28 protein-coding genes are annotated in these 22,381 nt (G+C 58.4%); 8 read left to right on the top strand and 20 right to left on the bottom strand.

From position 1 onward, the window contains the following. Window positions 1–122: 122 nt before the first annotated feature. From NKH23_RS16270 to NKH23_RS16210, 13 genes are all read right to left on the bottom strand, one after another. Window positions 123–344: a hypothetical protein gene (locus NKH23_RS16270; RefSeq protein WP_352719149.1), complete on the bottom strand. Its 222-nt coding sequence runs from the start codon at window positions 342–344 to the stop codon at window positions 123–125. Between the two features lie 614 nt (window positions 345–958). Beyond that, window positions 959–1,252, bottom strand: coding sequence for a hypothetical protein (locus NKH23_RS16265; protein ID WP_352719148.1), 294 nt, complete (start codon window positions 1,250–1,252; stop codon window positions 959–961). Between the two features lie 332 nt (window positions 1,253–1,584). Continuing rightward, window positions 1,585–2,217, bottom strand: a complete 633-nt coding sequence (locus NKH23_RS16260) for a ribbon-helix-helix domain-containing protein (protein ID WP_352719147.1) — start codon at window positions 2,215–2,217, stop codon at window positions 1,585–1,587. A 215-nt stretch (window positions 2,218–2,432) separates the two neighbouring features. Next, complete coding sequence (locus NKH23_RS16255; protein ID WP_352719146.1) at window positions 2,433–3,026, bottom strand: hypothetical protein; 594 nt, start codon at window positions 3,024–3,026, stop codon at window positions 2,433–2,435. After that, the gene (locus NKH23_RS16250; RefSeq protein WP_352719145.1) at window positions 3,023–3,613 is read right to left on the bottom strand and encodes a L,D-transpeptidase; all 591 of its coding nucleotides are present in this window, start codon (window positions 3,611–3,613) and stop codon (window positions 3,023–3,025) included. Before NKH23_RS16250 ends, NKH23_RS16255 begins: the two co-directional genes overlap by 4 nt. Next, window positions 3,597–4,760: a CpaE/TadZ family protein gene (locus NKH23_RS16245; RefSeq protein ID WP_352719144.1), complete on the bottom strand. Its 1,164-nt coding sequence runs from the start codon at window positions 4,758–4,760 to the stop codon at window positions 3,597–3,599. The genes NKH23_RS16250 and NKH23_RS16245 overlap by 17 nt, the downstream gene beginning before the upstream one ends. Then, window positions 4,757–5,392: a TadE/TadG family type IV pilus assembly protein gene (locus NKH23_RS16240; protein ID WP_352719143.1), complete on the bottom strand. Its 636-nt coding sequence runs from the start codon at window positions 5,390–5,392 to the stop codon at window positions 4,757–4,759. Before NKH23_RS16240 ends, NKH23_RS16245 begins: the two co-directional genes overlap by 4 nt. Window positions 5,393–5,394: 2 nt before the next feature. Further along, window positions 5,395–5,928 (bottom strand): TadE/TadG family type IV pilus assembly protein, encoded by a 534-nt coding sequence (locus NKH23_RS16235; protein WP_352916567.1) that lies wholly within the window; start codon window positions 5,926–5,928, stop codon window positions 5,395–5,397. Beyond that, window positions 5,928–7,412, bottom strand: a complete 1,485-nt coding sequence (locus tag NKH23_RS16230) for a TadE/TadG family type IV pilus assembly protein (RefSeq protein ID WP_352719141.1) — start codon at window positions 7,410–7,412, stop codon at window positions 5,928–5,930. Before NKH23_RS16230 ends, NKH23_RS16235 begins: the two co-directional genes overlap by 1 nt. Window positions 7,413–7,485: 73 nt before the next feature. After that, window positions 7,486–7,743 carry a hypothetical protein gene (locus NKH23_RS16225; RefSeq protein WP_352719156.1) on the bottom strand — a complete coding sequence of 86 codons (258 nt, stop codon included), beginning with the start codon at window positions 7,741–7,743 and terminating at the stop codon, window positions 7,486–7,488. A gap of 10 nt (window positions 7,744–7,753) precedes the next feature. Next, on the bottom strand, window positions 7,754–9,199 hold the full coding sequence (locus tag NKH23_RS16220) for a type II and III secretion system protein family protein (protein WP_502909220.1): 1,446 nt from the start codon (window positions 9,197–9,199) through the stop codon (window positions 7,754–7,756). A gap of 54 nt (window positions 9,200–9,253) precedes the next feature. Beyond that, entirely contained in the window at window positions 9,254–10,291 is a 1,038-nt protein-coding gene (gene cpaB / locus NKH23_RS16215) for a Flp pilus assembly protein CpaB (protein WP_352719139.1), read from the bottom strand. A gap of 83 nt (window positions 10,292–10,374) precedes the next feature. Continuing rightward, window positions 10,375–10,548 carry a Flp family type IVb pilin gene (locus tag NKH23_RS16210; RefSeq protein WP_352719138.1) on the bottom strand — a complete coding sequence of 58 codons (174 nt, stop codon included), beginning with the start codon at window positions 10,546–10,548 and terminating at the stop codon, window positions 10,375–10,377. A 539-nt stretch (window positions 10,549–11,087) separates the two neighbouring features. On the opposite strand from NKH23_RS16210, the gene NKH23_RS16205 reads away from it, so the two are divergent. The 7 genes from NKH23_RS16205 to NKH23_RS16175 all read left to right on the top strand — a co-directional run bounded on the left by NKH23_RS16205 (window position 11,088) and on the right by NKH23_RS16175 (window position 17,093). Then, window positions 11,088–12,470 carry a TadA family conjugal transfer-associated ATPase gene (locus NKH23_RS16205; RefSeq protein WP_352719137.1) on the top strand — a complete coding sequence of 461 codons (1,383 nt, stop codon included), beginning with the start codon at window positions 11,088–11,090 and terminating at the stop codon, window positions 12,468–12,470. Continuing rightward, window positions 12,470–13,441, top strand: a complete 972-nt coding sequence (locus NKH23_RS16200; RefSeq protein ID WP_352719136.1) for a type II secretion system F family protein — start codon at window positions 12,470–12,472, stop codon at window positions 13,439–13,441. Before NKH23_RS16205 ends, NKH23_RS16200 begins: the two co-directional genes overlap by 1 nt. Before the next feature lie 20 nt (window positions 13,442–13,461). After that, window positions 13,462–14,403, top strand: coding sequence for a type II secretion system F family protein (locus tag NKH23_RS16195; protein ID WP_352719135.1), 942 nt, complete (start codon window positions 13,462–13,464; stop codon window positions 14,401–14,403). Between the two features lie 54 nt (window positions 14,404–14,457). After that, entirely contained in the window at window positions 14,458–15,009 is a 552-nt protein-coding gene (locus NKH23_RS16190) for a tetratricopeptide repeat protein (RefSeq protein WP_502909219.1), read from the top strand. 9 nt (window positions 15,010–15,018) lie between these two features. Then, window positions 15,019–15,525: a prepilin peptidase gene (locus tag NKH23_RS16185; RefSeq protein WP_352719133.1), complete on the top strand. Its 507-nt coding sequence runs from the start codon at window positions 15,019–15,021 to the stop codon at window positions 15,523–15,525. Window positions 15,526–15,646: 121 nt separating this feature from the next. Further along, complete coding sequence (locus NKH23_RS16180; RefSeq protein WP_352916563.1) at window positions 15,647–16,444, top strand: sterol desaturase family protein; 798 nt, start codon at window positions 15,647–15,649, stop codon at window positions 16,442–16,444. Window positions 16,445–16,463: 19 nt separating this feature from the next. Then, window positions 16,464–17,093, top strand: a complete 630-nt coding sequence (locus NKH23_RS16175) for a methyltransferase family protein (RefSeq protein ID WP_352719131.1) — start codon at window positions 16,464–16,466, stop codon at window positions 17,091–17,093. A gap of 109 nt (window positions 17,094–17,202) precedes the next feature. On the opposite strand, the gene NKH23_RS16170 is transcribed toward NKH23_RS16175, so the two are convergent. Beyond that, window positions 17,203–17,487 (bottom strand): hypothetical protein, encoded by a 285-nt coding sequence (locus NKH23_RS16170; RefSeq protein WP_352719130.1) that lies wholly within the window; start codon window positions 17,485–17,487, stop codon window positions 17,203–17,205. On the opposite strand from NKH23_RS16170, the gene NKH23_RS16165 reads away from it, so the two are divergent. Continuing rightward, entirely contained in the window at window positions 17,486–18,175 is a 690-nt protein-coding gene (locus NKH23_RS16165) for a phosphatase PAP2 family protein (RefSeq protein ID WP_352719129.1), read from the top strand. The genes NKH23_RS16170 and NKH23_RS16165 overlap by 2 nt on opposite strands. 537 nt (window positions 18,176–18,712) lie before the next feature. Here the strand turns inward: NKH23_RS16165 and NKH23_RS16160 are convergent. From NKH23_RS16160 to NKH23_RS16135, 6 genes are all read right to left on the bottom strand, one after another. After that, the gene (locus tag NKH23_RS16160) at window positions 18,713–19,624 is read right to left on the bottom strand and encodes a thermonuclease family protein (protein ID WP_352719128.1); all 912 of its coding nucleotides are present in this window, start codon (window positions 19,622–19,624) and stop codon (window positions 18,713–18,715) included. Window positions 19,625–19,964: 340 nt separating this feature from the next. After that, window positions 19,965–20,126 (bottom strand): IS66 family transposase zinc-finger binding domain-containing protein, encoded by a 162-nt coding sequence (locus NKH23_RS16155; RefSeq protein WP_352719155.1) that lies wholly within the window; start codon window positions 20,124–20,126, stop codon window positions 19,965–19,967. A gap of 231 nt (window positions 20,127–20,357) precedes the next feature. Beyond that, window positions 20,358–20,825, bottom strand: a complete 468-nt coding sequence (locus NKH23_RS16150) for a hypothetical protein (RefSeq protein ID WP_352719127.1) — start codon at window positions 20,823–20,825, stop codon at window positions 20,358–20,360. Window positions 20,826–20,830: 5 nt separating this feature from the next. Next, complete coding sequence (locus tag NKH23_RS16145) at window positions 20,831–21,184, bottom strand: LacI family DNA-binding transcriptional regulator (protein ID WP_353035073.1); 354 nt, start codon at window positions 21,182–21,184, stop codon at window positions 20,831–20,833. 339 nt (window positions 21,185–21,523) lie between these two features. After that, the gene (locus NKH23_RS16140; protein WP_352719124.1) at window positions 21,524–21,979 is read right to left on the bottom strand and encodes a type II toxin-antitoxin system VapC family toxin; all 456 of its coding nucleotides are present in this window, start codon (window positions 21,977–21,979) and stop codon (window positions 21,524–21,526) included. Continuing rightward, complete coding sequence (locus NKH23_RS16135; protein WP_352719123.1) at window positions 21,960–22,202, bottom strand: type II toxin-antitoxin system Phd/YefM family antitoxin; 243 nt, start codon at window positions 22,200–22,202, stop codon at window positions 21,960–21,962. The genes NKH23_RS16140 and NKH23_RS16135 overlap by 20 nt, the downstream gene beginning before the upstream one ends. Window positions 22,203–22,381: the final 179 nt, after the last annotated feature.

Genomic DNA, 22,381 nt, shown 5'->3' with positions numbered 1-22,381 from the left:
CCGACCAGCTCCGCCGATCACCCGTTGCTCAACCCGCGCCATACGGCGTAAAACCCGCCGAGGCTCTAACTGCAGCCGGATGAAAATTCAGTGGCAGGTCACCGTAAGGAAGACCGCTAAAATTAATAGCGCCAGCCCTGCTTGAATTCATCGACAAACCATCGCTCCACGTCATCGCGCACTGGAGTGCTACTCCGGAATTTCAGGTGGCCAGGAGACTTCTGCTCAAGCCAGGAAAAGAAGTCGGAAAAATTTGGATTCTCAGGCGCATGAGGAAGTCCGCGCTCCTCAGCCCATTTCGTACAGAAATAGCGAACGGCCTGTTCCGCTTCATCCTTGGTCATGAGGGATGATGACACTCGATCCCACGAACGCAAGTACCTTGCCACACAGCTTCTAGACTAATTATCGGCAGCGACTATGAAGTAGGCCACGACAGCTAATCCTCCAGAGACTGGCGGCCAATGGAGAACAGCATGGAGACCGAACTTGTAGGCGTGCGAACCCAAGGTGCAGCGAACATCAAAGCTGCGGCATCGATGATGGAAATGGGACCCAATGGCCCGTCTGCAGGGTAGCCAATAACTTGCCAAGGCTGCGCTGTTGACGGGCTCAGGTCTCGTATCGAAAGAGCCGTTTGTCGTTTGGCGCAGTCAAGTTCGAACCTGGAGTTTGCGCCGATTTTCTGTTCGGCGACGGTATGATGATCAGCCCGTATGCGCGAGCGGATATCCAGGAGCGCTTAGGCTATTCCAACACGGCAAGCGTTGAGGGCAGAGAGAGTGAGTTTGAAGACGCAGACTTCTCGTCGCAATGTCGCAATGTCGTCTGGGTTCAACGCTCAATCGACCACGCTCAGCAGTGAAATTCGCGGCAAGTGGTCTCAAGACAGTTCCACTGTCTGCGGCAAGCCGGGTGTCAAGATCGCCTTCTGAATCATCGGACGAGGGAACACTCGCTAATTCGAATTGGCGAGCGCGGAGGAATACTGGTTTTTGCCCGCTGTCCTTGCTCGGCCCCTGCCAATGCGATCATTCAGGCCGTCGGAAGGTTCAGCCGATAATTCGCCTCTAGTCAGTGCGGCGACAAGTAAAGAGCAATCGAGTTCCTCAACGAACGGAACCTTCAGGTCGCTTTGAGCTGCCATCCGAAGCGATCTCAGTCTTGCTGTCTTTTCGGTACGTTCGGCATGCTCAGCCTCGGCAATGAGCTTCGCGGAGCGGATAAGCTTTTTATTTTCCAGCCAACACATGTGTTCGATCCTGCGAAATTTCTTCTTGGACGCAGCTTTCCCCGCGGATTCGCGCGGCGATCAGCCCGCTTCGGATCCAATTCCGCTTTTCCGCTCGCCAAGCCTTCTCTGGCGTCAGTACGTCGTCATGCCCTCTCTCTTCGAGGTTGTCGCCCTTCATTGTAATGAATTCGGTTGATTGGCGATGGTAGAATCGGCTCCTGCGGCGTGGGCCGTCGAGCTGGCCATAGCGGTCGGGTCCAAGCGAAGGCGCGCAGACAGTTCCTATTGGCCCGAAATGACACGAAGCATCTTCAGCCCGGATTGAGCCTCGCTCCCCTGAGGCCGCAGCTCTAACCGTTGACGAACGCCATCAGCAACTCCGGTTCGGGTACGGGCGCCCGTACTATATTCAATTGACCTCGATACCGACGTTCGCCGGCCCCGATTACAAAGCCGCTGGCGATCGGTATTTCGCCGGCGTCGAGTTGGGCAAAGATGTCGGCGACATTAAGATCCAGCGCCAGCTTGAGATTTAGTCGTGCATCATTGTTTGCTCCGATCGGCAACTGACGCTTGACCAATTGCTGGAACGAAGCATTGAACGTCAGGATCTTCTTCGATGACGCCAAGGCAAAAGCGGGCGAGGGGCAGGCAAGCAATATGGCATTGATCGTCCTGATCGATGTAAGCTTCCGCAGGACAATGTTTTCATCGGCGAGCCCGTTCATGCAAGCCACCCGTATCGCCGATGTCAGGTTACCAGTGTTGGTCGCACTTTCGGCGATCTCCTCGATCAGCATGCCGATAGTGCATTTCCTACTTTCAGCCATCTGCTTCAGAGATATCCAGAAAGCCTTTTCCAGACGGATGCCGCGGCGTATGCCGCCACGCGCGACCACCCGGAATTCCAGCCCGAAATCCTCTTTCGTGATCGTTAGAAGCAGCCGATCACGATTGGTGGGAGAGGTGGCGATAGCGCTCACTCATGATCTCCTGACGCCTTGATGATCGGCTTCAAAAGGTAACTCAGAGTCGCATTGCGACCCGTCTCGATGTCGACTGAGCACATCATGCCCCGGATGACCGAATAAGTCTTGCCTCCCTTTCGAGCGTCGATTCGTCTGTCGCGACACGCGCGACGCCAAAAGCGGCGGACGATCTTCTCTGGCAAGCATTCCCTACGCTCCCGTATCCCGCTCTAATCGATCTTGCGATAATACACCTTGCCGTCAGGCTGCTCTATGCGCCGGTAGGAGGAGCTTGGGGCAGGAGGCACCGGTGCTGCGCTCCTCCTTTTGGGCGGGCGTGGTGCTTCGCCGATACTGCGTTCGGTCGCTTCTTCACCATCGAGATCGCTGAGCGGCTCCGCCGTGGCGCTGCTCGTCTCCACAAGAGGCTCCGCCACGCTAGAAACGTCGTCGTGGACCAGCGGTAAGTTCTGTTCAATCCGGGCAATGCTGCCGTTGATCTGGCTGAAGCTACCCTGCAGTTGATTGTCCAGTTTTTCGAACCGGCTTTGAAAGCCGTTATTGACGGTGTCGAGCCGGGCCGCAATCCGTTGCTCGAACGATCCGAGCTGTTCCAGCCTCCCTTCGACAGAGCGCAGATCGTTGATGCCGCGGAAGAGATAGACCGCGGCTGTTAAATTTGCGGCTGTGATCAGCAAGGCGCCTGCAGCGACAACGCCGATCATCCTGGCATTGCTCGGTTTCCCAGCGACAGCTTGCTCTATAGGTTGGGTCGCCGGCCCAACGTCGATCGCCGGCATGTCCGGGTCGCTAATCATCGTCATTGGACCACCACCTTTGCACCGACCGAGACGCGCCTGAAAAGATCGATCACATCGGTGTTGGTAAGACGAAAGCATCCCGATGTGCCGTCGAAGCCAACGCCTGAAGGGTCGTTGGTGCCGTGTATGCGATAAAGCGTGTCGTGCCCGTCTCGGGATAAGTAGAGCGCCCGTGCGCCGAGCGGATTGTAGGGGCCGGCCGGCACCATCTCCGGCAGCTCCGGTTGGCGCGCGCGCATTTCTCTCGGTGGGCGCCATTCCGGCCATTCGGTTTTCGCCCCCACTTCAACGGTGCCGGTCCAGCCAAATCCGTCACGCCCGACGCTGATCTGGTAGCGTAGCGCCTCACCCTCTCGGGTCACAAGATAGAGCGCCTTCTCCTGCTTGCGGATAATGATCGTGCCCGGCTGTTCCGCGGTTTGGAAAACAACGAACTTGCGCAGGCTGGGGCCCATGGCTGGCAGCGGCGGCTGGTCCGATAGCGCGGAGCGGGCAGGGGCGCAGTCCCAGGCCGAGGCCCCCAATGCCAGGCCCATGATGCAGGCGCCCGCAAGCGTTGGAACGAAGCGATATTTACCGGGCAATGTCATCGAGCCGCTCTTTGAACATCCGCTTCAGATCCTTGTTGAAGCGTGCCCGCCCGTCCACCTCGGAAGGCATGATGGCTCGGTTCAGCGCATCGGTCAGCAGCGCATTGTCCAAGGCAACCGATTTGATGTGCGGTGCCTTGAATATCTTTTCGAGTTCGCTGCGCGAAAAGTGGTTGCCGAACCATTTGCGTCTGTGCTTGTTGGCGACCAGCGTGATGTTCACGGAATTGCCGCGCAAATCGCGGATCTTCTTGTAGAGCCGCTTGCCCTGCCGCAGCGAGGCGACGTTGAGCTCGAACACGATGAAGATCGCGTCGCTCGTGGAAAGCACAGGATTCTGCCAGGGAGTTTCGATGTTGGGCAGGTCGATGACGATGTCATCGAAGCGATAAGCGACGAGGTCCAGCAGCCGGAACACGAAATCCGCGCCCTGCGGCTCGAATGGCAGTTGCGGCCTTTCGAAGGCGTACAGCGTCAGGCCGGACGGGCGCGAGAGCTTGATAACGTCCATCAGTTCGACATCGAGCCTATCCGGCTGGCCGATGATGCCGGCAAGGTCGAACTGGTTGAAGAGGTTGAGATAGGCGCCACAATTGGCGCTTTGGAAGTCGAGGTCGACGAGGCAGGTCGAAGCTGCACGTTCGGCGGATTTCGAGGCCAGGAAGTCCGCGGCCGACAAAGCGAGCGTCGTGGCGCCGGCGCCGCCGCTAGCGCTGATGAAGGTGATGATGCGGCTCTTGGTGCCCTGGTTGCCGGTGTCGTGAAAGGTGACCGCATTCAGAAGCTCCTTGGCATCGAGTGGTTTGTGCAGCCAGTCCGAGGCGTTCATGCGCACCAGGATGCGCGTCTGTTCGGAGGTCAGCTCGTCTGAAACCGCAATCAGCGGCACGGCCGCCCACAGGGCGCGCCCCTCGACAATGCCGGGCTTGCCAAGCAGATCGCCATTGGCAAGGTCGAGGATTACGATGCCCGGCCGCGTGTCGGGGGTCGGGCCTTTGAGAAAGTCATCCGTTTCGGAAATCCGGACGTCATAGATCGCCAGCGCATCGAGCCGCGTCGCCACGTCATGCTTGAACTGCGAATCCGACGAGAACAGGGCGACCTGCTTTCGTTTGGTTGGGAGAACCTTGGTGTTGATAGCGTTCATGGTGATGTGCTCTTCAGGTCTTCGCCCGTAACCGTGCTTAGCATGGACGGCATGGTGACGTTCGCAAAGCCCATCAGCCCTTGCAGAAAGAAGAACTGAAAGGTCACGTTTTGAAGACTTACGGTGATTGTCGGCACCGGTCCGCCCAGCCGGGTCTGATAGCTCAAGCCAGTCGCGCTGTAGGTGACCACCACGTTGTCGCGGCGCAAGCGCGGAAAGAAATGGCACATCCCGGGCCGCTGATTTGCTGCGAGTGGGGGACAGGCATCATCGTTGGTGTTTGCCGTGTCCCCGCGGAAGACACGGCTGAAGTTGGCGGCATTGAATGCGCCCCCGTTGGTGCAAGCCCCTGTGCCAGCAGTATATGTGCAGACGAAGGGGCCATATGCCGCGGCAACGACTGGCGCACCCGGTGTCGTCGTCGGCGCCGCAGTCGCAAGGGCCGTCGCAATGGGGTCTGAAATCGAGGCCATCCGGGCGCCGAGCTGGACCGCCTTGGTAGCAGCGTTCCATTGGTAGAAGGCGTGAGCGAAATCGACGAAACCGAGGACAAGGGCAAACAGCAGCGTCGAAACGATGGTCATTTCGACCATCGCCGCGCCGTCGTCCGATTCCGCAAAACACTTGATCATGATCAGAACCGGATCAGCCGCTCCTCGTGAGAGCCGTTCAGCGTGATCGGGCCGATGCCGATGATCGATAGCATGCCGACCCCGCTATAAGCCAAGGTACCCGCAGCCGTGACGATACAGACCTGCGCGGTGGTTGATCGATATTGGGCGACGCCGGCGACCACAGCGTCATGGCAGGAACCGGCGGCAGCGATTGTCACCGTCACATTCGATTTCTGCCAGCCGCTGACGCGTGCACTGCCTGTTCCCGCCGCATTGCCGAACACAGCGATATTTGCAGCAATGTCGGCGCAGTTGATCGCCGCAAGCCCCGCTTGTGTATACAATTGGCTGTTGCAGCGCGCGGCGAAGCGGCTTGCATCTGAAAGCCCGGCTTCCATCAGGAGTTTTTCGTGAATCAGATTGCCGAACTCGAACACGCCACCCGCCAAAATCAGCATCAGCGGCGTGATCAGCGTCATTTCGATGAGCACTGCACCGCGCTGGTCGCATCGAAATCTATCGAGATGACGCAATAGCGTTCCAATCATCGCCATCACCGGTAAAGCTGAGCTTCGTCGCGGAGGAAATTGTCTAGCGTGCCCTGGCCGCCACCCCCAGTAACGTCAACCAATTCAACCATCACGGATGCGTCTTCCGATGGCGACGCAACCGGTTCAGTGAGTAAAAAGCTTCCAAAAGCTTCCACCGGCAGATCCGTGCTGTGGCCGGACAGATCGCTACCGGCAGCTTGAAGTGCATTGCAGTTCAGGATCGCGCCGTAAATCAACCGACGGTCAACCGTCGTGACAGGGGGTTGGCAAACTGCCGACGGCGTTCCGATCTCTCCACCGGTCGACGCCGTGCCTACCAACCCGGCCGATATTTCGTAACGGTAGACCTGATAGCGCGTCGGCTTGGTCGTATTCCATGAAGATGGGTAGGCAGCGGAACCAAAGTTGGTGCTCCAGTAACCTGAGAAATTCCAATTTCCATCGCCCATCCGGCCGCCGAGGTATGGAGTGGTCGCGTCGCGTGGAAGGCCCATTGTTCCAGCTTCGGTGAATGAAAGTTGGTTCATGGAAGGACATTGGTTTGCGCTTCCTCGGGTCTTGATTGCCCCTTTGCGGACGTTCGCGGCTGGACCGTATTCAGGACTATCGAAATGGTTGCCGCTTGCCGCAATGCCGAAACGAACATTGAAGGCGTCTTGCACTGGGCCGGCGTTTTGGCCAGTCTTCGTGCTAACGCTGGCGGAACTGTAGCAACCAACCGGCCTTGATGTTGCAATCGTCTGAGCGAGAGCTTGAGCACCGTTCCCCACACCGGCCGGAGGTTCGAGGAAGCCGAAGTTACCAGGACCAGCGGCAGCCCCGTTTCCGACCTTCCTCAGTTCGATCAGTCGACGATGGACAGCCGGATTTGCGATGGCTTGCTCAAGTGTGTATCCGCCCGCTGCATTCGTCCCGTTCACCGTCTCGTAGGGGTTGCACATAAAGACCGGCGTGAAATCGCAGACGCCGGAGGTGAAGCCCGCCACAGCGACTGCGCCGACATTGAAACTGTTGCTGGCGCCGGATGACAAGAAGGAAGCCGGGAAGATTGCGGCAAACCCGACCGGGGTTACAGTGACTTCAACAAAACGGGCAAGTTTGGCGTCATTCAGCTCGTCGGTGATCACATTGGCGGGCACAATGGGGAGATTGTCGGTGGCCGGCAACGAGCGAAGATATCGGCGTGTTACTCCGGCGGAAGCGAGCGTTTGAGGAGGGCCGGCGGTCGAGAAGGTGTATCGATTGCTTACCAGCGTAGCGATCGCCCTGTCAGCACGGCTGATAGAGTTCGACGTCCCATCCAGCTCAGCCGCGCCTGCCAGCGCAAACGCATCAGCCCCCTTCTGCAGATCGTTATGCAGATTGTTGACCCGGCTCATGTCGATCACCAGCAGAGAAAATCCGATGATCGCCGGCAGCATGACGCTGACCAGTATCAGCGCTATTCCCCTCTGATCGTGCCAGAACGCGCGAATAATACGCAGCATGGCCTTGCTCTTTTGCTCCTTGACGCCAGGATCCCTCGTTTACCTGACGCGCCGATCCTTCCGTTCAATCCGCTCAGTCTTTCGGCGTCCCGACATTGACCGTGATCGCCGGCGGCGGCGGCGGTGGCGGTGGGAACCTGTAACTCTGGGCCAGAGCAGCAGCGCGCGCGCCATCGCCCTCAATAGCGGTTTTTTTCGATGCCGGATTGAGAGGGTCGACCGTTTGCAGAAGCGAATTGTATTTCTGGGTGTCGCCCGCGGCCAATGTCACCGTGTCGTAGCGGTTCAGATAGTCCGCGCAGCCCGTCAGCCCGCTGGCGCACAAAAGCATGATCAACACCCTATTTCTTGACATAGATCATCTTGTCCTTGGATTTCAGGTCGAGCATGTGGCCATAGGGGCCGACGACGCCTTCGCCCAGTTCATATTTGCGCACCATGTCCTTGGTTACTTCCAATTGGCCGAGCACGAAAAATTCGGGGTCGTTGGCCGGCCGTGTCTTGTCGAATGGGGTCGCCAGTTGCTCGCCGGGTTTCACCGGGCGAACGATGTGCGGGGTGACGATGACGACCAGTTCGGTCTCTTCCTTCTGATTGCTTGAATTGTGGAACAGCGCGCCGACAATCGGCACTTGGCCCAGCCATGGTACCTGCCTCTGGATTTTGGTATTCTTGCTGGACAAGAGCCCGCCGACGGCGAAACTCTGACCGTCGCGCAACTCGACGACGGTCGCCAGCTTGCGGGTGGTGAAGATCGGGTCGCCGGCCGGCGTGAAGCCGTTCAGGTCGCTTACCTCCGGCGCTAGCTCGATATGGATCTTGTCGTCGTCGAGTACGATTGGCGTGAACTGCAGATTCACGCCGAACTGCTTGTACACAATGTTGATCTGGCCATCGCTGTTGAGGCTGCGGATGGGTACTTCGCCGCCGGCGTTGAAGCTGGCCGACTCGCCGGAAAGTGTGGTGAGATTGGGCTCGGCCAACATGCGCACGACACCCTTTGCCTCAAGCGCCTCGATGATCAGATCGACCTTGATGTTGCTGTCGATGACGCGAGTGATCAGCGCGGCGAATGGATTGGTGTTCGACAGCAGGCCAGTGAGCAGACCGCCCGGTCCGAGCACCACGTTATCTTCATCGACGGCGGCAATGCCTGTTCCAGTTCGGGTCGTTCCGCTGTTGTTCGTGCTCCGGATCGACACACCAAGGTCGCGACCGGCATTGCGCTTGGCCTCAAGCACGCGCACTTCCAGATTAACTTGCTGGCTGTCATCAACGGTAACGGCATTGATAATCGCGTCGGGACCGTATTGCTGGGCCACTTCCAGGATCGACGCCAGCGTGGCGCCGTCCTTCACATGCCCGCCAAGCCGGACCTTGCCATTGACCGAACCGATATCGATCCGCGATCTGGGCGCTACCTGCCGAATTGCCTGCGCCATATCATTGACGTCGACGCCCACCTCGATCTGGATTACGCCAAGCGAGCGCTTGTCTTCGGAAAAGAGATTGACGGTGGTGGTACCGGCGCCCTTGGCAATGACGTAGAGCGTCTTGTCTGTCATCGGCTGGGCATCTGCGATCTTCTCGTCGGCGACGACGATATCGCCAAGAGTGGCGTTCACCTCGATCGTCACTGATTGCGACATGGGCAGGAAGATACGATGGACCTTTGGGTTCGACACGTCTATGCGGCGATCGGCTGCCGCAGCCTCAAGGCCGATCGGCAGTAATATCACCGAACAGGCCAGCGCGGCGGCTGCCAGTGTTTTCCGGACCGTTCGCATCTGCATTCCCCCTTTTGGCGACTCTTCGGACGCTCATTATCCCATATACCAGAACTATCTTTGTCGCGGTACGTCATATGTTTCGAGCTTCACGCCCCGAAAAACGCCGATAGTCGCACGGGCCGACGGCTCCGGCTGCACATATTTGATCACTTCCTTAACGACCTCTTGCGCTTCGGGTGCCGAGGTCACGGCCGGAGCAGGCTTTGCTTTGCTCAAGTCGTCGAGCCGGCTCCCGACCTGTTCGACGGCCCGCGTCAGGCCATTGATCTTGTCGTCCGCGCGCTTGCGCTCGGCTGCCGCAGCAGCATCGGCCGTCGCCTGCCTGGCGAGTTCGGCCTGCCTGGCTGCGACATCGGCCGGCGTTTCGCCGGTCAGGTCGGAAAGCGTGATGCGTTGGGTGATCTCGTCCTTGCCGGCTGCTGCCTGGCGAAGCGCCAGCGACAACTGGCCTGCGCCGGCGGCCAGCGTCAGCTTCTGGGCGTCCTTGGTGCTAGCCTCGACGGTCACCGATTTCACCACCGTCGGGCTGTCCGTGCTTTCATCGGCGACCTGGTCGACGGCGAGCACCTTCATGCTCTGCAACAGCACGTCGACGAAACTCTGGTCCGCACCTCCAGGATTGCGCACAGTGCGTGTCAGGAGCACATCGACCCGATCACCTGGGAAAACGAATCCTGCGACGCCGAGCACATCGTTGACTCTGATGGAAACAGCTTTCATGCCTTCGCCGAGCACCGCCGAAAGAGTGGCGCGCTGGCCGGGGCCGGTAATCTTGGTGGCGAGAACGGGTTCATTGGCGCCGATCGCCTGCAGCGCCTGCTTTGTGCCTTCGCCAGCGAGTAGATCTTTTGTCGTCTTGAAAGCACCGGCCGGAACCGCGCCGGCCGGCCATGTGATTTCACGCAGCTTGTCGGCCGACAGCGTGTCGCCGAATTTCAAAGACACGGCCGCCACCACAATGGTGTCGCGCGGCACGTCCGTCTTCGCCATAGCGCTGCGTTGACTGGTCAGCCAGATATTGGCGAGAACCACTGCGAGCACGCCGAATACGCCGGCGAGAACGATCATAATGACAGTGTTTGCACGCACTTTCTTTCCCCGCCAGACTCCTTCACCCACCGCCTGGATCGACGCCGGGAGACCTCCTGGCGTCGATGATGACAATCAAGATATCACGGCAGCGCCGCCTGGAGCGTTGTCCACTGGCCGGTAACCCAGCCACCGACAAGAATGATGGTGGCGATCACTGCGACAGTGATGATGCCGAGCAGGATGGTATATTCGACCATGGCAGCGCCGTGTTCGTCGTCGCGAAACTGCCGGGTCATCGTCATGAGCCTTTTCATGCCAATTTCTCCCTTTAGAGGTTCAAACCCTGACGAGACGAGCCAAGGATGAAATCGCATACCTGAGCATCCTCCGTCGACTTAATCCTAGGGGCCGATAAAAAGCAGAGTCAAATAAGTTAAGGTTCTTTAACTTCTTTACACCTGTGCCTTGCCTGATCTGGCAATAACGTTTCGAGGTTTTGTCTATAGGCAAGATGTTGATTCTGCCTGCTTTTCGCCTATCCATAACCACCCATTCACAATTTCGCTGCGCCTGTGGCAGAAGCGAGGCGATATTAGCGGATAGGCATATGCCATTATATCCAAGGGCTTGCCGGAGCCCGAAAGGGGCCATCGTGGCCAAAAAGACACAGGGGAATGTTTTGGCAGGCCCTTGTATACTTTCGGCAGGACGCCTCCTTCGAATAGATGAGACGTTTTTTTGACCTAAGTGTTAACTGTGCAAGAGCATTGAGTTCGTGGAAGTGCTTGGTGCTGCCGTCTTGCGGGGTTGACGTTTAGGTTCCCCCAACGCGTGTCCAAGGGGGTAGCGCAAAATGCTGGGCCGATTCACGAAAGGGCCAAGCGAGCCGCGGGTCGAGCCGAAGCTCGATCCGATCGTGCCGGCAGTCCCCGCACTCTCCCGTTCTGCGGACTTCGGATCGCCGGGGGATGATTTCCTCACGCTCAAGGTCGAACTCCACCGCCACTTGATTGACCGCTTCAACCTGACCGCCCTTGAAAGTGCGTCCAAGGAGGAAATTCTGAACGAGATCCGCCCGATCGTGCGGGAATTCGTTCGTGCTCGCAACGTGCCGCTTAACGCCCGCGAACTTGACCAATTGACCAGCGACACCGCTGACGAGATGCTCGGGCTGGGTCCAATCGAGCCGTTGCTCAAGGATGATTCGATTTCCGATATTCTGATCAACACCCACAAGCGAGTCTTCATAGAGCGGCGTGGCGTCATAGAGGAGACGGCGATCCGCTTTCGCGATGAAGCCCATCTGCTACGTGTCATCAACAAGATCGTTTCGGCTATCGGCCGGCGCGTCGATGAATCGGCGCCAATGGTCGATGCGCGGCTGGAAGATGGGTCGCGAGTCAACATAGCGGTGCGGCCGATCTCGGTGGATGGCCCGCTGGTCTCGATTCGCAAGTTCTCCAAGAACCCCTATTCGCTCGAACGCCTGATGGCGTTTAATTCGATCCGCCAGCCGATGGTCGACCTGTTGCGCATTGCCGTGCAGGCCCGCAAGTCGATCCTGGTTTCGGGCGGCACAGGCAGCGGCAAGACGACCCTGCTCAATGCCCTGTCGAGCTACATCCCAGCCAGGGAGCGCCTGATCACCATCGAGGACGCAGCGGAACTTCAACTGCAGCAGCCGCATGTGGGCCGTCTCGAGACGCGTCCGCCCAATGTTGAGGGAAAGGGCGAAGTTCGCCAGCGCGAATTGCTGAAAAACGCGCTTCGCATGCGGCCGGACCGCATCATCGTCGGCGAGGTGCGCGGCGAGGAAGCCTTCGACATGCTGCAGGCTATGAACACCGGCCATGAAGGTTCAATGACCACCATTCATGCCAACACGCCCCGGGATGCGATATCGCGATTGGAACAGATGGTCGGTATGGCTGGCATGCCGATGAGCCACGATTCAATACGGGCTCAGATTGCCTCGGCCATCGACGTCATTGTGCAGACGCAACGGCTTTCCGATGGTGGAAGGCGGGTTGTTTCCATATCAGAACTCACCGGTATGGAAGGCAATGTCGTACAGGTTCAGGAGCTTTACCATTTCGTCCGCCGCGATGTGACTGCCGAGGGCCAGATCGTTGGGGAATTTCGTGCGACCGGCATTCGTCCGCGCTTTGCCCAGGAAGCGGCGACCCTTGGCCATCAGTTCGCCAAGGACGCGTTCAACCCACAGGTTCCGCTCTAATGCCGACCGGCCAGACATTGCTCTACTTCATCTATGTACTGGCGGCTGCGTCGCTCATCCTCGCAGCCGAGGCTCTGTATGTGACTTACTCCAAGCGGCACTCAACGGTCAGCACGATCAACCGTCGGCTGAAGCGGCTCGCCGATGACGCTCCGGCCGAACAGACTTTGCAGCGATTGCTGCGAGAACGTGGGCTTACCAGCTCTGGCGATTTTCTTTTCAATGCTGTTGGCCTGAACAGGCTGTACACCCAATCTGGCGTTACCGGGAATCCGCTGTCGTTCGTCGCGACATTTACTCTCGGTGGACTGGCCCTGGCACTGGTATTTGCGTTCCTGCTGCACTTCTCCGCCGTGGTTTCGTTTATCGTCTTTCTGCTCATCGGATTCGTCCTGCCGTTTCTGGTTCTCCGTCGCGCGCGCGCCAGGCGAATCCAGAAATTCGCGAAGCAATTGCCGGATGCCCTTGAGATGATCGTGCGTTCGCTGCGTGCCGGTCATCCGACTTCCGTGGCTATAAGCCTTGTCGCACGAGAAATGCCTGATCCACTGGGCACCGAATTCGGCATTGTTTCCGACGAGATCACCTTTGGCCTCAGCCTTGAAAACGCGGTGCGAAAACTCTCGCAGCGCGTCGGTTTCGAAGGTCTGCATTTGCTGTCGGTGTCGCTGTCGATTCAGGCCAAGACCGGCGGCAACCTTACCGAAATTCTGTCGAATCTCTCAGTGGTGCTGCGTGAAAGGCACAAACTTAGGCTGAAGATTAGGGCGCTCTCTGCCGAGGGGCGAATGTCCGCGTGGATCATTTCCCTGTTTCCTCTTTTGATGCTCGCCATCCTCACGGGCCTGGCCCCCAGCTACTACGGTGATGTGTGGGGCAGCCCCTTGATCATGCCTGTATTCCTGGTTTTCGGGCTCTGGGCGCTGCTCGGCGACTTCATCATGTACCGTATGGTCAATTTCGATTTTTGAGGGAGCGGAGCTATAGAGTTGTGACCCAGGATCTGAGTCTGCTGGTGTCCATTGCCGTCTTCCTGGCGGCCGTAGCGCTTTTCCTGGTTGGCGCGCTCGTCTTCTTGCCGGCGCTGCAGACGAGGAAACTGGTTGCGCAAAGCCTGATGGCAGAGGGCATTCCCGACCGCCGCTCGCTTTTGGGCCAGGAAGAACTGGCCAAGATTTCAGCACAGCGGCCGGTCGACGCCTACTTCAGATCGATCGAAAAGGAACGCGACGAGCCCAGCGCGCTGGACGCAAAACTATTTCGCGCCGGCTTCTATCAGTCAAGCGCGCCATTGATCTATACTCTGTCGCGCCTTGGCGCGGTCTGTCTTGGCTTTTCCGCGACGTACGCGCTCCTGTCGCGGATATTGCCACCCGAACTTCCCGGTCTTGTCGCCTTTGCAGGCTCTGCCCTGCTTGGGCTGGGATGCATCGTCATTCCGAGCATCGCTCTCGATCGGTTCGAAAAGGGACAAAAGCAGATCTATCGTCGCGGCTTTCCGGATTTCATGGACATGATGATCACCTGCGCCGATGCCGGCATGAGCCTCGAAGCGGCTGTCGAGCGTGTCGGCAGCGAACTGGCTGGCACCCATAGATGGCTCGGCATCCAACTCGCGATCATGAATCTTCAGTTGCGCGCGGGCAAGCCGTTGCGCGAGGCCCTGCGCGAACTATCCGACCGCGTTGGACTGGAGGAGGCGCGCGCGCTGGCCGTGCTGTTCCGTCAATCCGAAGAGCTCGGTACCAGTTTGACGGATGCCTTGCGCGTCTACAGTGACGAAATGCGGGGACAAAGAATTCTCTTCGCCGAGGAGCGCGCCAATGCTTTGCCTGTCAAGATGATGATACCGCTGGGGCTATGCATCTTTCCTGTTGTGATGATGGTCGTGATGCTTCCGGTGATCATTCGAATGAAGGGCATTTTCTTCTAGACAGGGATGTGCTTTGGTCTGGGGGCGGGATCGGAAAGATCCCTGGGGGATAAAATGACAAGGCCAATGTGGCTCGTTGCCGCTGCCAGTTTGCTGGTTGTCGTGCTTTCCGGTTGTCAGTCGAATGCGACGGACCCAACGGGAGTTGTCCGCACTAATGAGCCGGCGAAAGTGGAGCTTACTGCCTTCGGCGATGCCTTCGACGGACTGAAGACGGTCAGCGACGTCGAATATTATGCCTCCGACCAGGCCGTTGCCGAAGCCAAGAACCAGTTCCGCTCGGAAAATTATGGCAATGCCGGCGCCCTGTTCTACAAGGCGACGCAACTTGCCCCCAACGATGGTGTCGCATGGCTGGGCCTGGCCGCCTGCAGCGACCGCATCCACCGCTTCGATCTCGCCGACAGGGCTTATGGCCAGGCCTTCCGACTGATTGGGCCTACGCCCGAATATTACAACAATGTCGGCTATTCCTATCTGCTGCGCGGCAAGCTGCAGGACGCGCGCAGCAATTTCCTTAAAGCATACGAACTGGCTCCCAACGATCCGACCGTCGCCAACAATTTGCGGCTCCTGTCGTCCAGCGTGAAGAATCTCGAACGGTAAGGCGCTAGCATGTTGCTTGCCGGAGCGCTGCTGATGAAGGGGCTAGCGGTTTCTTTGCTGGCAAGGATTGCATGGCTCGACTTCACGACCCAAAAAATATCTAACCGCGACGTGCTGCTGCTTTTGTGTCTTGGGCTGGGTTCGCTGCAGTTTATGTCGATCCTGACCGGGTCGTGGTGGGACATGGGCCTGAGCGCGCTTGCCGCACTTCTGCTGTTCGTTGCGCTTTTCCCATTCTGGGCCATGCGCAAGGTGGGCGCCGGCGATGTCAAGCTGATGGCGGTGGTTTCGTTTCTGATCGGCGGCAGCGGGCTCCTGGTGCTTTCCGTGCTGTTGCTGGTCTTCGCGCTTGCGACTGCGTTAGTCGTGAAGAACCCCTTCATGCTGCCCGAAGGCGCCTTCCGCCTCTACGTTCAGCATCTGGGTCGCAATGGCATCGTCCCCTTCGGCGTGCCGATCTCGATCGCTGCTATCTGCACGCTAGGGCTTCAGATTTATGGCAACGCACGGTTCTAGGCGGGCTCTCAGTCTGACATGTTTGGCGCGCAAACTAACTTTCAATCAAGCTGTGAAAAACCATTAGCTTGCGCTCAAATTGGCGAAGTGCTTGGATTACGTCTTGCCGGCGGGACGCCGTATGGACATTCTGAATATCAAAGCGCTCTTGATTGCGGTTCTGATCTTCGTTCCGATCGAATACCTGTTCGCTCTGCGCCCCCATCAAAAGATATTCAGGAAAGCCTTCTTCAACGATCTCATCTATGCGCTGTTTAATGGGATCCCGATAAGCCTTGGCCTGATCGCGGCTATCACGCTAGCAACGAGTACGGTGGGGCGGCTGGTGCCGGCCTATGTCGGCAGCGCAGTATCGTCGCAGCCTGTTTGGCTCCAGGTGTCGGAGATCATTGTCATTGCGGACATGGGCTTTTACCTGGCCCACCGCACCTTTCACGCCGTTCCCTTTTTGTGGCGCTTCCATTCGATTCATCACAGCATTGAAGAACTGGACTGGTTGGCAGCGCACAGGGTTCACCCTGTTGATCAGGCTCTGACAAAGAGCGCGTCACTCGTGCCTGTATATCTACTGGGTTTCAGCAACTCGGCGATCGCCCTGTTTGCAATAATTTTTCACGTCCACGGACTTTTGCTACACGCCAACGTCAGGCTGAACATCGGCCCGCTTCGGTGGTTGATCGCGTCACCCCAGTTCCATCATTGGCATCACGCTCACGAGCGCGCCGCATACGACAAGAACTTCGCGGGTCAACTTTCATTGATCGATGCGCTCCTCGGAACGATGTACCTGCCCGGTAACGCTGTCCCGGAGCGCTATGGCGTCGATGATCCGATTCCATCAACTTACGTCGAGCAACTCGTCTATCCAGTGATCCCGAAGGCCAGAATCAATGAAGCTCCCTCCACCAGAGATACGTGATTTCATCGGGCGTGCAGCGATGACGCTTTACTTCACGGTCTGTGCGACTTTGAAAGCCGCAACATTTTTGGTAGCTCTTGCCCGCGCAGAATGGACAGTTGCGTGGATTATCGATCTCACCGCAGATGTCGCCGCTCTCGGCTTTCTCCTGCTCGTCATTGTGATGACAGTGGCGCGTCTTCCGCCCTTGGGAACAGCGCACGGAATTGAACCTCGCATCTCTGCGCTCATCGGATGCTTTGCCACTGCAACTTTGATCGCGGTCCCTCGCATCCAGGCAGCTCCGCAGATCGAGTTTGTTGCGGACCTGACCACCATAGTTGGTTTCGCTCTTTGCATCTTGTGCCTGTGGTGGCTCGGCAGATCCTTCAGCATCACTGCGCAGGCCAGACGGCTCGTCACGGCAGGCCCTTACCAGATCGTGCGCCACCCGCTCTACGTCTGCGAAGCGATCGTCCTGCTCGGCATTCTTCTCGGCAATGCGACATGGGCGACCGTCGCAATCTGCGCCATTGCTCTCGCTTTCCAATATCGGCGGCTAGTGAACGAGGAGAGGGTCTTGCGAGCAGCGTTCCCCGAATACAAAGCCTATGGGCAGACCACGCCAATGCTCATTCCATCTTTATCCTCATTGTGTTGGTGGCAGTGACTGTGCCCCACGCTCATCGGCAGTCTACGGATGTAAGGGCGTGCCTGGTGATCTTGCACGGCGCCCTTAGGAATGCTTCATTCGCTGACCTGGGTGTTGTAACTCGAACTCACTTAGTAATTATTGCCTTGGTCACAGCTCTTTTCGGGCTGATTGACATTTTTTGGTTGCCATTTTCTACAGTCGATTTTTCACCGAGCAACTGGATTGACCTAAGCAAGGTGGCCCTTGTACTCAGCGCATCTTGGATGGCATCCGCAATTGCGCTCCATAGATTGAGATCTGACACAAGCCCAATCGCCAGCGTAATCAAATATCTTTGTGGCTGCTTGAGAATCGTAGTCGTTTCCGCAGCAGCATTCATTCCGCTCGCCATTTCAACCACTGTCTTCATGTATCTGGCGTCGGCCACCTCAAGGCCGCTGGCGGACCCGGTTCTAGCTTCTATCGATTCCGGCCTCGGTTTCGACTGGCAGTGGTTCCTTGCCACGACCAACCACCCGACTACAGCATCCGTCCTGGTTTTTGCTTATCACGCGCTGGCGTTTCAAATGCCGCTCGTTTTGTTAGTCCACGCGGTGAGAAACCAACGAGAACGAGCACTGGAGTTTGTCGCTCTTCTAGCAGTTGCCTCGGTCTTCACGGGCGCATTAATGGCTTTGGCGCCAGCAGAAGGCGCTTATGCCTATTTCAAGCCGGCGCCCGGGCTATTTTCGAACTTCACCACTGATGCCGGAATGTGGCACCATAATGTGCTTATGGCGCTGCGATCAGGCGAGCCGTTTGATCTAATTATGACTAAAGGCACAGGGCTCGTCACGTTCCCGTCGTTCCACACGGCACTTGGATTGGCAGTGGTCTATGCCGCGCGGACCATCCGGCCACTTTTTGTCGTGTTGGCCCTGGTGAATGCCGCCATGATTGTGGCCACGCTGCCGGAAGGCGGTCATCATTTGATAGATGTGATCGCCGGCACAATCATCGGCATTCTCTCCATCATTGTAGTCAAGATTCCTAGCTATGTGCCCGGAAAGGCCGACGGCGTTGCGAGATCAGCCGCGGGATCGGACGCGGGCCGCTGAGCGGGGCGTTGCCCTCCGGCTGCCTGGCAATGACGCCGCGGCGGCGAGGCACAAAGGGGGCCGCAGAGAGCTGGCGTTGGCCCGAAACGTTTGCTGCCGACGTGCTCCGGTATCCCCAGTCATCATCCGCCGCGGTTTCGACCATGCTTTATCGCCAAATCAACATGGAATGAGCGTGACGCGTCGAAATACCTGATGGCTGGCCGACGTCCTTCAGGCGGCGCCCAACCCCGCAGACCCCGTTTGGATAATTTTTGCTCCGGTGTCTTCTCTGGTTCTGCCTTCAACGCCTGAATCCGGTCGCAAGTGCTGGGAACGCGCTTGGCAGCGCCCAGCACAAAACAAGTCTGCGACGTAGACGTTTCCGCCATCCCGATGCTTTGCGCACAGAGTTTTATCCTTGACCTGTTCAAGGAGGCGTTTCTCGATAGTCATGGGTGCGAGCTGCGAGCAAGATGGCCAGTCATTGTTGGCGGTCGCGCCGAAATAGGATTGCGATCAACGAAACGGGGAGAAAACTCATCCGCCAAGCTTTCGTTATCGCTTTGATCTTCGCCATCCGGCGGCACGAGCTTCGGCTTCGGAGCAAAACCACTTCTCGCCCCTCGCTTTGGAAATCTTGGTTACGGTGTAAAACTTCTGCCCAGGCAGATGATAGATGCGCTCGCCGTCCGCTGAGATATTGCCTTTGATGTTGCAGCCGGAATTGCCAAGCGCGAAAACGGGCGCGCTGGTTTGCTGTTCTGTGGCTGTATGCTGTGCTCGCCAATCCCACGGCTTCTGAAATGTTCCGGCCCACAGGCCGAGCTTCGCCGCTTGGGCATTCGCCTGCAGTCCTGCATAGGCACCGTGGCTGTAGCGAGGCCAGTCAAGCGCCTGGCCGTTCTCGACCTGCCAACCGGCAACGTCAGAGCCGTCAGCACGCGCACAGCTGCCAACATAACGGCCAAAGCGATCCCAACTCACAAACGTGCATTGGACCGGCTTTGACGACGAGAGGAAGCCGTCCAGCGCTTCAGCGGAGCGACGGCCGCATGCATATTCGAAGCCTTTGGCGTCATGGCAATATTGCTGGCTCTCGGGCGCGTCTATGCCATTAAATCGGATAAGGTGGCCATGGATCTCGATCGTGTCGCCGTCGATGACCGAAGCTACCCCGGCGATCGGGGCCGTCGTAGGTCCGATCGAGTTGGAGAGGTTGGTCTCGGGGAGGCGATCGCTGTGCTGGAGGACGAACTGCGTGATCAAGGCGGCCAGGGCGGCTACCGTCACTAAGACGAGCCGCTTCGGAACGCCCGCCAGTTGGCGGGCACGCCGGAGCTTTGCTCCAGTGCGCCGGCGCCATTGATCGGAGCGATTGTCGTACCGAGACCTGTCCAAGACCGTTTCACTCGCACCCAACGCCATCGTGATCGCGGTCGGGCCTGTTGGAATCACTGCCAGTGACATTTACCAGACCGGCCACGACCGGATTGTTTCCCTTGCCGCCTCCGAGTCCAAATCACCGCCGCCGCGCCGCGATGGCTGCGTCGGGGCGACCGAAAACGCCTACAAAATTGATTGACGATCGCAGCGGCGCGCGCCGCCGCCTTCGATATATTGTTGCTGTTCGGATTGAACGGGTCAACGGTCTGTAAAAGCATATTGGGGTGGTACGCATCGCCGCCGCGAGCGTCACCGTATCGTAGTGATTCAAGTAGTCGGGCGTGCAGCCCGAGAAAAGCACTGCGGACAACTCGCACGAAAATTCACCCACACGCATGAATGAATTCCTCAACTCTAGGCGAAATTATGCGCTATTTGACTTTTGTTGTCGAATCCAGAATAGGTTCGACCGTGAGCGGATACGGCACGCGCATTTGGGTCGCGTGATGCGGACCACGCAAAGCTGCGCCGGAACCCAGTCGAGCGTGTTGCTGACGCTCTCACCCCTGGTGCGCCGCCCCAGCATGTGCAGACCGTGCGCCGATGTCGAGCAAAACATTCTCGCGCGGAAGATGATCGGGCAGCGTCTTACGATCGGACGGTCGCTCGGACGGCGACCTCTCGACGCTGGCTCGCCTCTCCCGCCGCGGGCAATATCGCCGTCGAGGCCTTCCAGGGCGAGAGCCAGTTGATCGGGTTCGGGGCCCACTCTCGCTTTCACCCTGCAGATGCCATATTTCTACAGCGTGATCTGGCTTTAGCAGCCTTCCGCCCTTAGGGATCGCACCATTCGCAGCACGACGGGATCGTACGGGATTTTTTCGGATCTGCTGTAGTTCATTGTAAAGAGCGCCGCACGGTCATTGCAGATCGCAATGATGCGTACATAGCGGATTTGCCCGTCCCTGAGGCCGGAATAACTGGCCCAAGTCGGCTTAACGCGCCGATAGGTCACTTTCCAGCCCGCCTTTTCGTCCTCGACGATTCGATGCTCTATCTCGGCGCGGAAACTGGCCTTTCCGAGCCTTGCGCCCCAAACAGCAAGAAAGGCCCCGTTTTTGCCCTGAAAAGCTGCCCCCTGATCGGAACGCTGAGTCAGAACAAAGCCAGGGGGCACATCGAATACAAAGCCAAACTGCTTGACGCCGAAGGGCTGCCACTCTTGCGCATAAAGAAGCGTGGTGGAAAACAACAACGAGACGAAGCTAAGCAGCAAACGGCTCATAGTGTTTAATTAGGGTCGCGTAATATATCGTCCATACCTTGCCGGATCCTGGTCGCAAATTTTTTGCCAACGCGACCTAGCATCGACAAGCTGTCGCAGTCGTAGACACCGGCGGCGTTCACTCTTCCCAAAGTCTTTCGCCGATATGGGGCAGTTAAGCCGACGAGAGGCAATTGCCCGCTGCGCAGCGCCTGCGCGACGCGTTTGGCCCGATAGCCCAACCTGTCGGCTGCCTCGACCGCGCGAAGCGCGGTCTCGTCGCCGACGTAACCATAACTGTTGAGCGCCCGCGCAGCCGTCGCCCGCGATACGTTTGCCGCGGCGGCCACCTCTTTCAGAGTGATCCCCTTCTGCGTCAATGCTATCGGTCCTCCGGCGACCTGGGCGGCATGCCAGGAGCATTTTGGGCCCCAGCATTGCAGCCACCCTTGTCCCGCATATCGGCGGGTTGTCGAACTGCCAAGGCCGCTTGTGCCCGTTTCTTTCCGCAAATAGGATCCTAACCGTGTTTCGGGCCGACCGGCGGTCAAGCGCCCTCTGGGCACAAAATGCCTTCCTGGCCAGATGGCGCAGGTTGCCAGGTCGTTGTCGGTCAAAGTTCGGCCAGAAAATCGCGGCGGTCCAAGGGCAGCACGGAATCGAGAGCCGCGAAGGCTTCGGCACGTCGAACAACATAGGCAGGTGGTCGAGCGAAGAGGTCAGTTTCCATTCGCGAGCGGCCCGAGAATTCGGACTCCCTGGCGGCGCGCGGCAAGTGCGAGCTTGCGATCGAGGGTGGCCAGCGGCAACTCGGTTTCGATTGCCAGCGCAAGATAGGCGGCGTCATAGGCGCTGAGCCCGTGCGAAGCCGCTAGCGTCAGCACCGCGCCGTCCGACCCGCCGCCCGCGTCCTCCAGCGGCAATCGGCGCAGCCGTGCCATGGTGGTGGCAGCTTCGCCCGCCGCGATGCGGCCACGCCGCTCGGCAATCAGTACGACGTTCCGCGCCTCGTGCCAGAACAGGGAAGGGACAGGCGCCGTTGTTCCCGGCAATCGTCGCATCAGGGCGGCCGCCGCCTCGCTGTCTTCATCAGGAAGAATCCAGGCAGCCGCCATGGAAAGGTCGACAACGAAAGGCATCAGACGATGATCGCCATCAAGCGCGGCGCCCTTCATCGCGCCAGGCCCGAATTTCGTCCTGCGTCACGGGCCTGGCGCGGGCGCGGGCAGCGCTGATCTCTTCGATCACGGCTTCGACATCGTTGCGCCGTTGTATCCGCGACAGTTTAGCGATGGGATCGTTGCCGCGCGAAATAATCACCTCCTCGCCGGCTTCGACCCTTGAAAGCAGTTCCGAGAGATGCGTCTTGGCCTCGCCAACTTTCACCGTGATGGGCATTTCCTGTCCTTGTACGCGTCGGGGCCCTCGCGGCGAGCCGTGTTCATTGCCGTTGAGCTGAGTGTGGATTGCCCGACAATCGCTGTACGCGACAATAGGCGCAATGCTGACGCTTGGTCAAGGCTTGGTCAAGTCACTAGGCCTGGACACTGCCGACCCCTCGCACGCCGCAAGGCGGG

This window comes from Mesorhizobium sp. M1328, assembly GCF_040318075.1.
Classification (GTDB): Bacteria; Pseudomonadota; Alphaproteobacteria; order Rhizobiales; family Rhizobiaceae; genus Mesorhizobium.
This window is presented reverse-complemented; position numbering and strand designations above follow the sequence as displayed.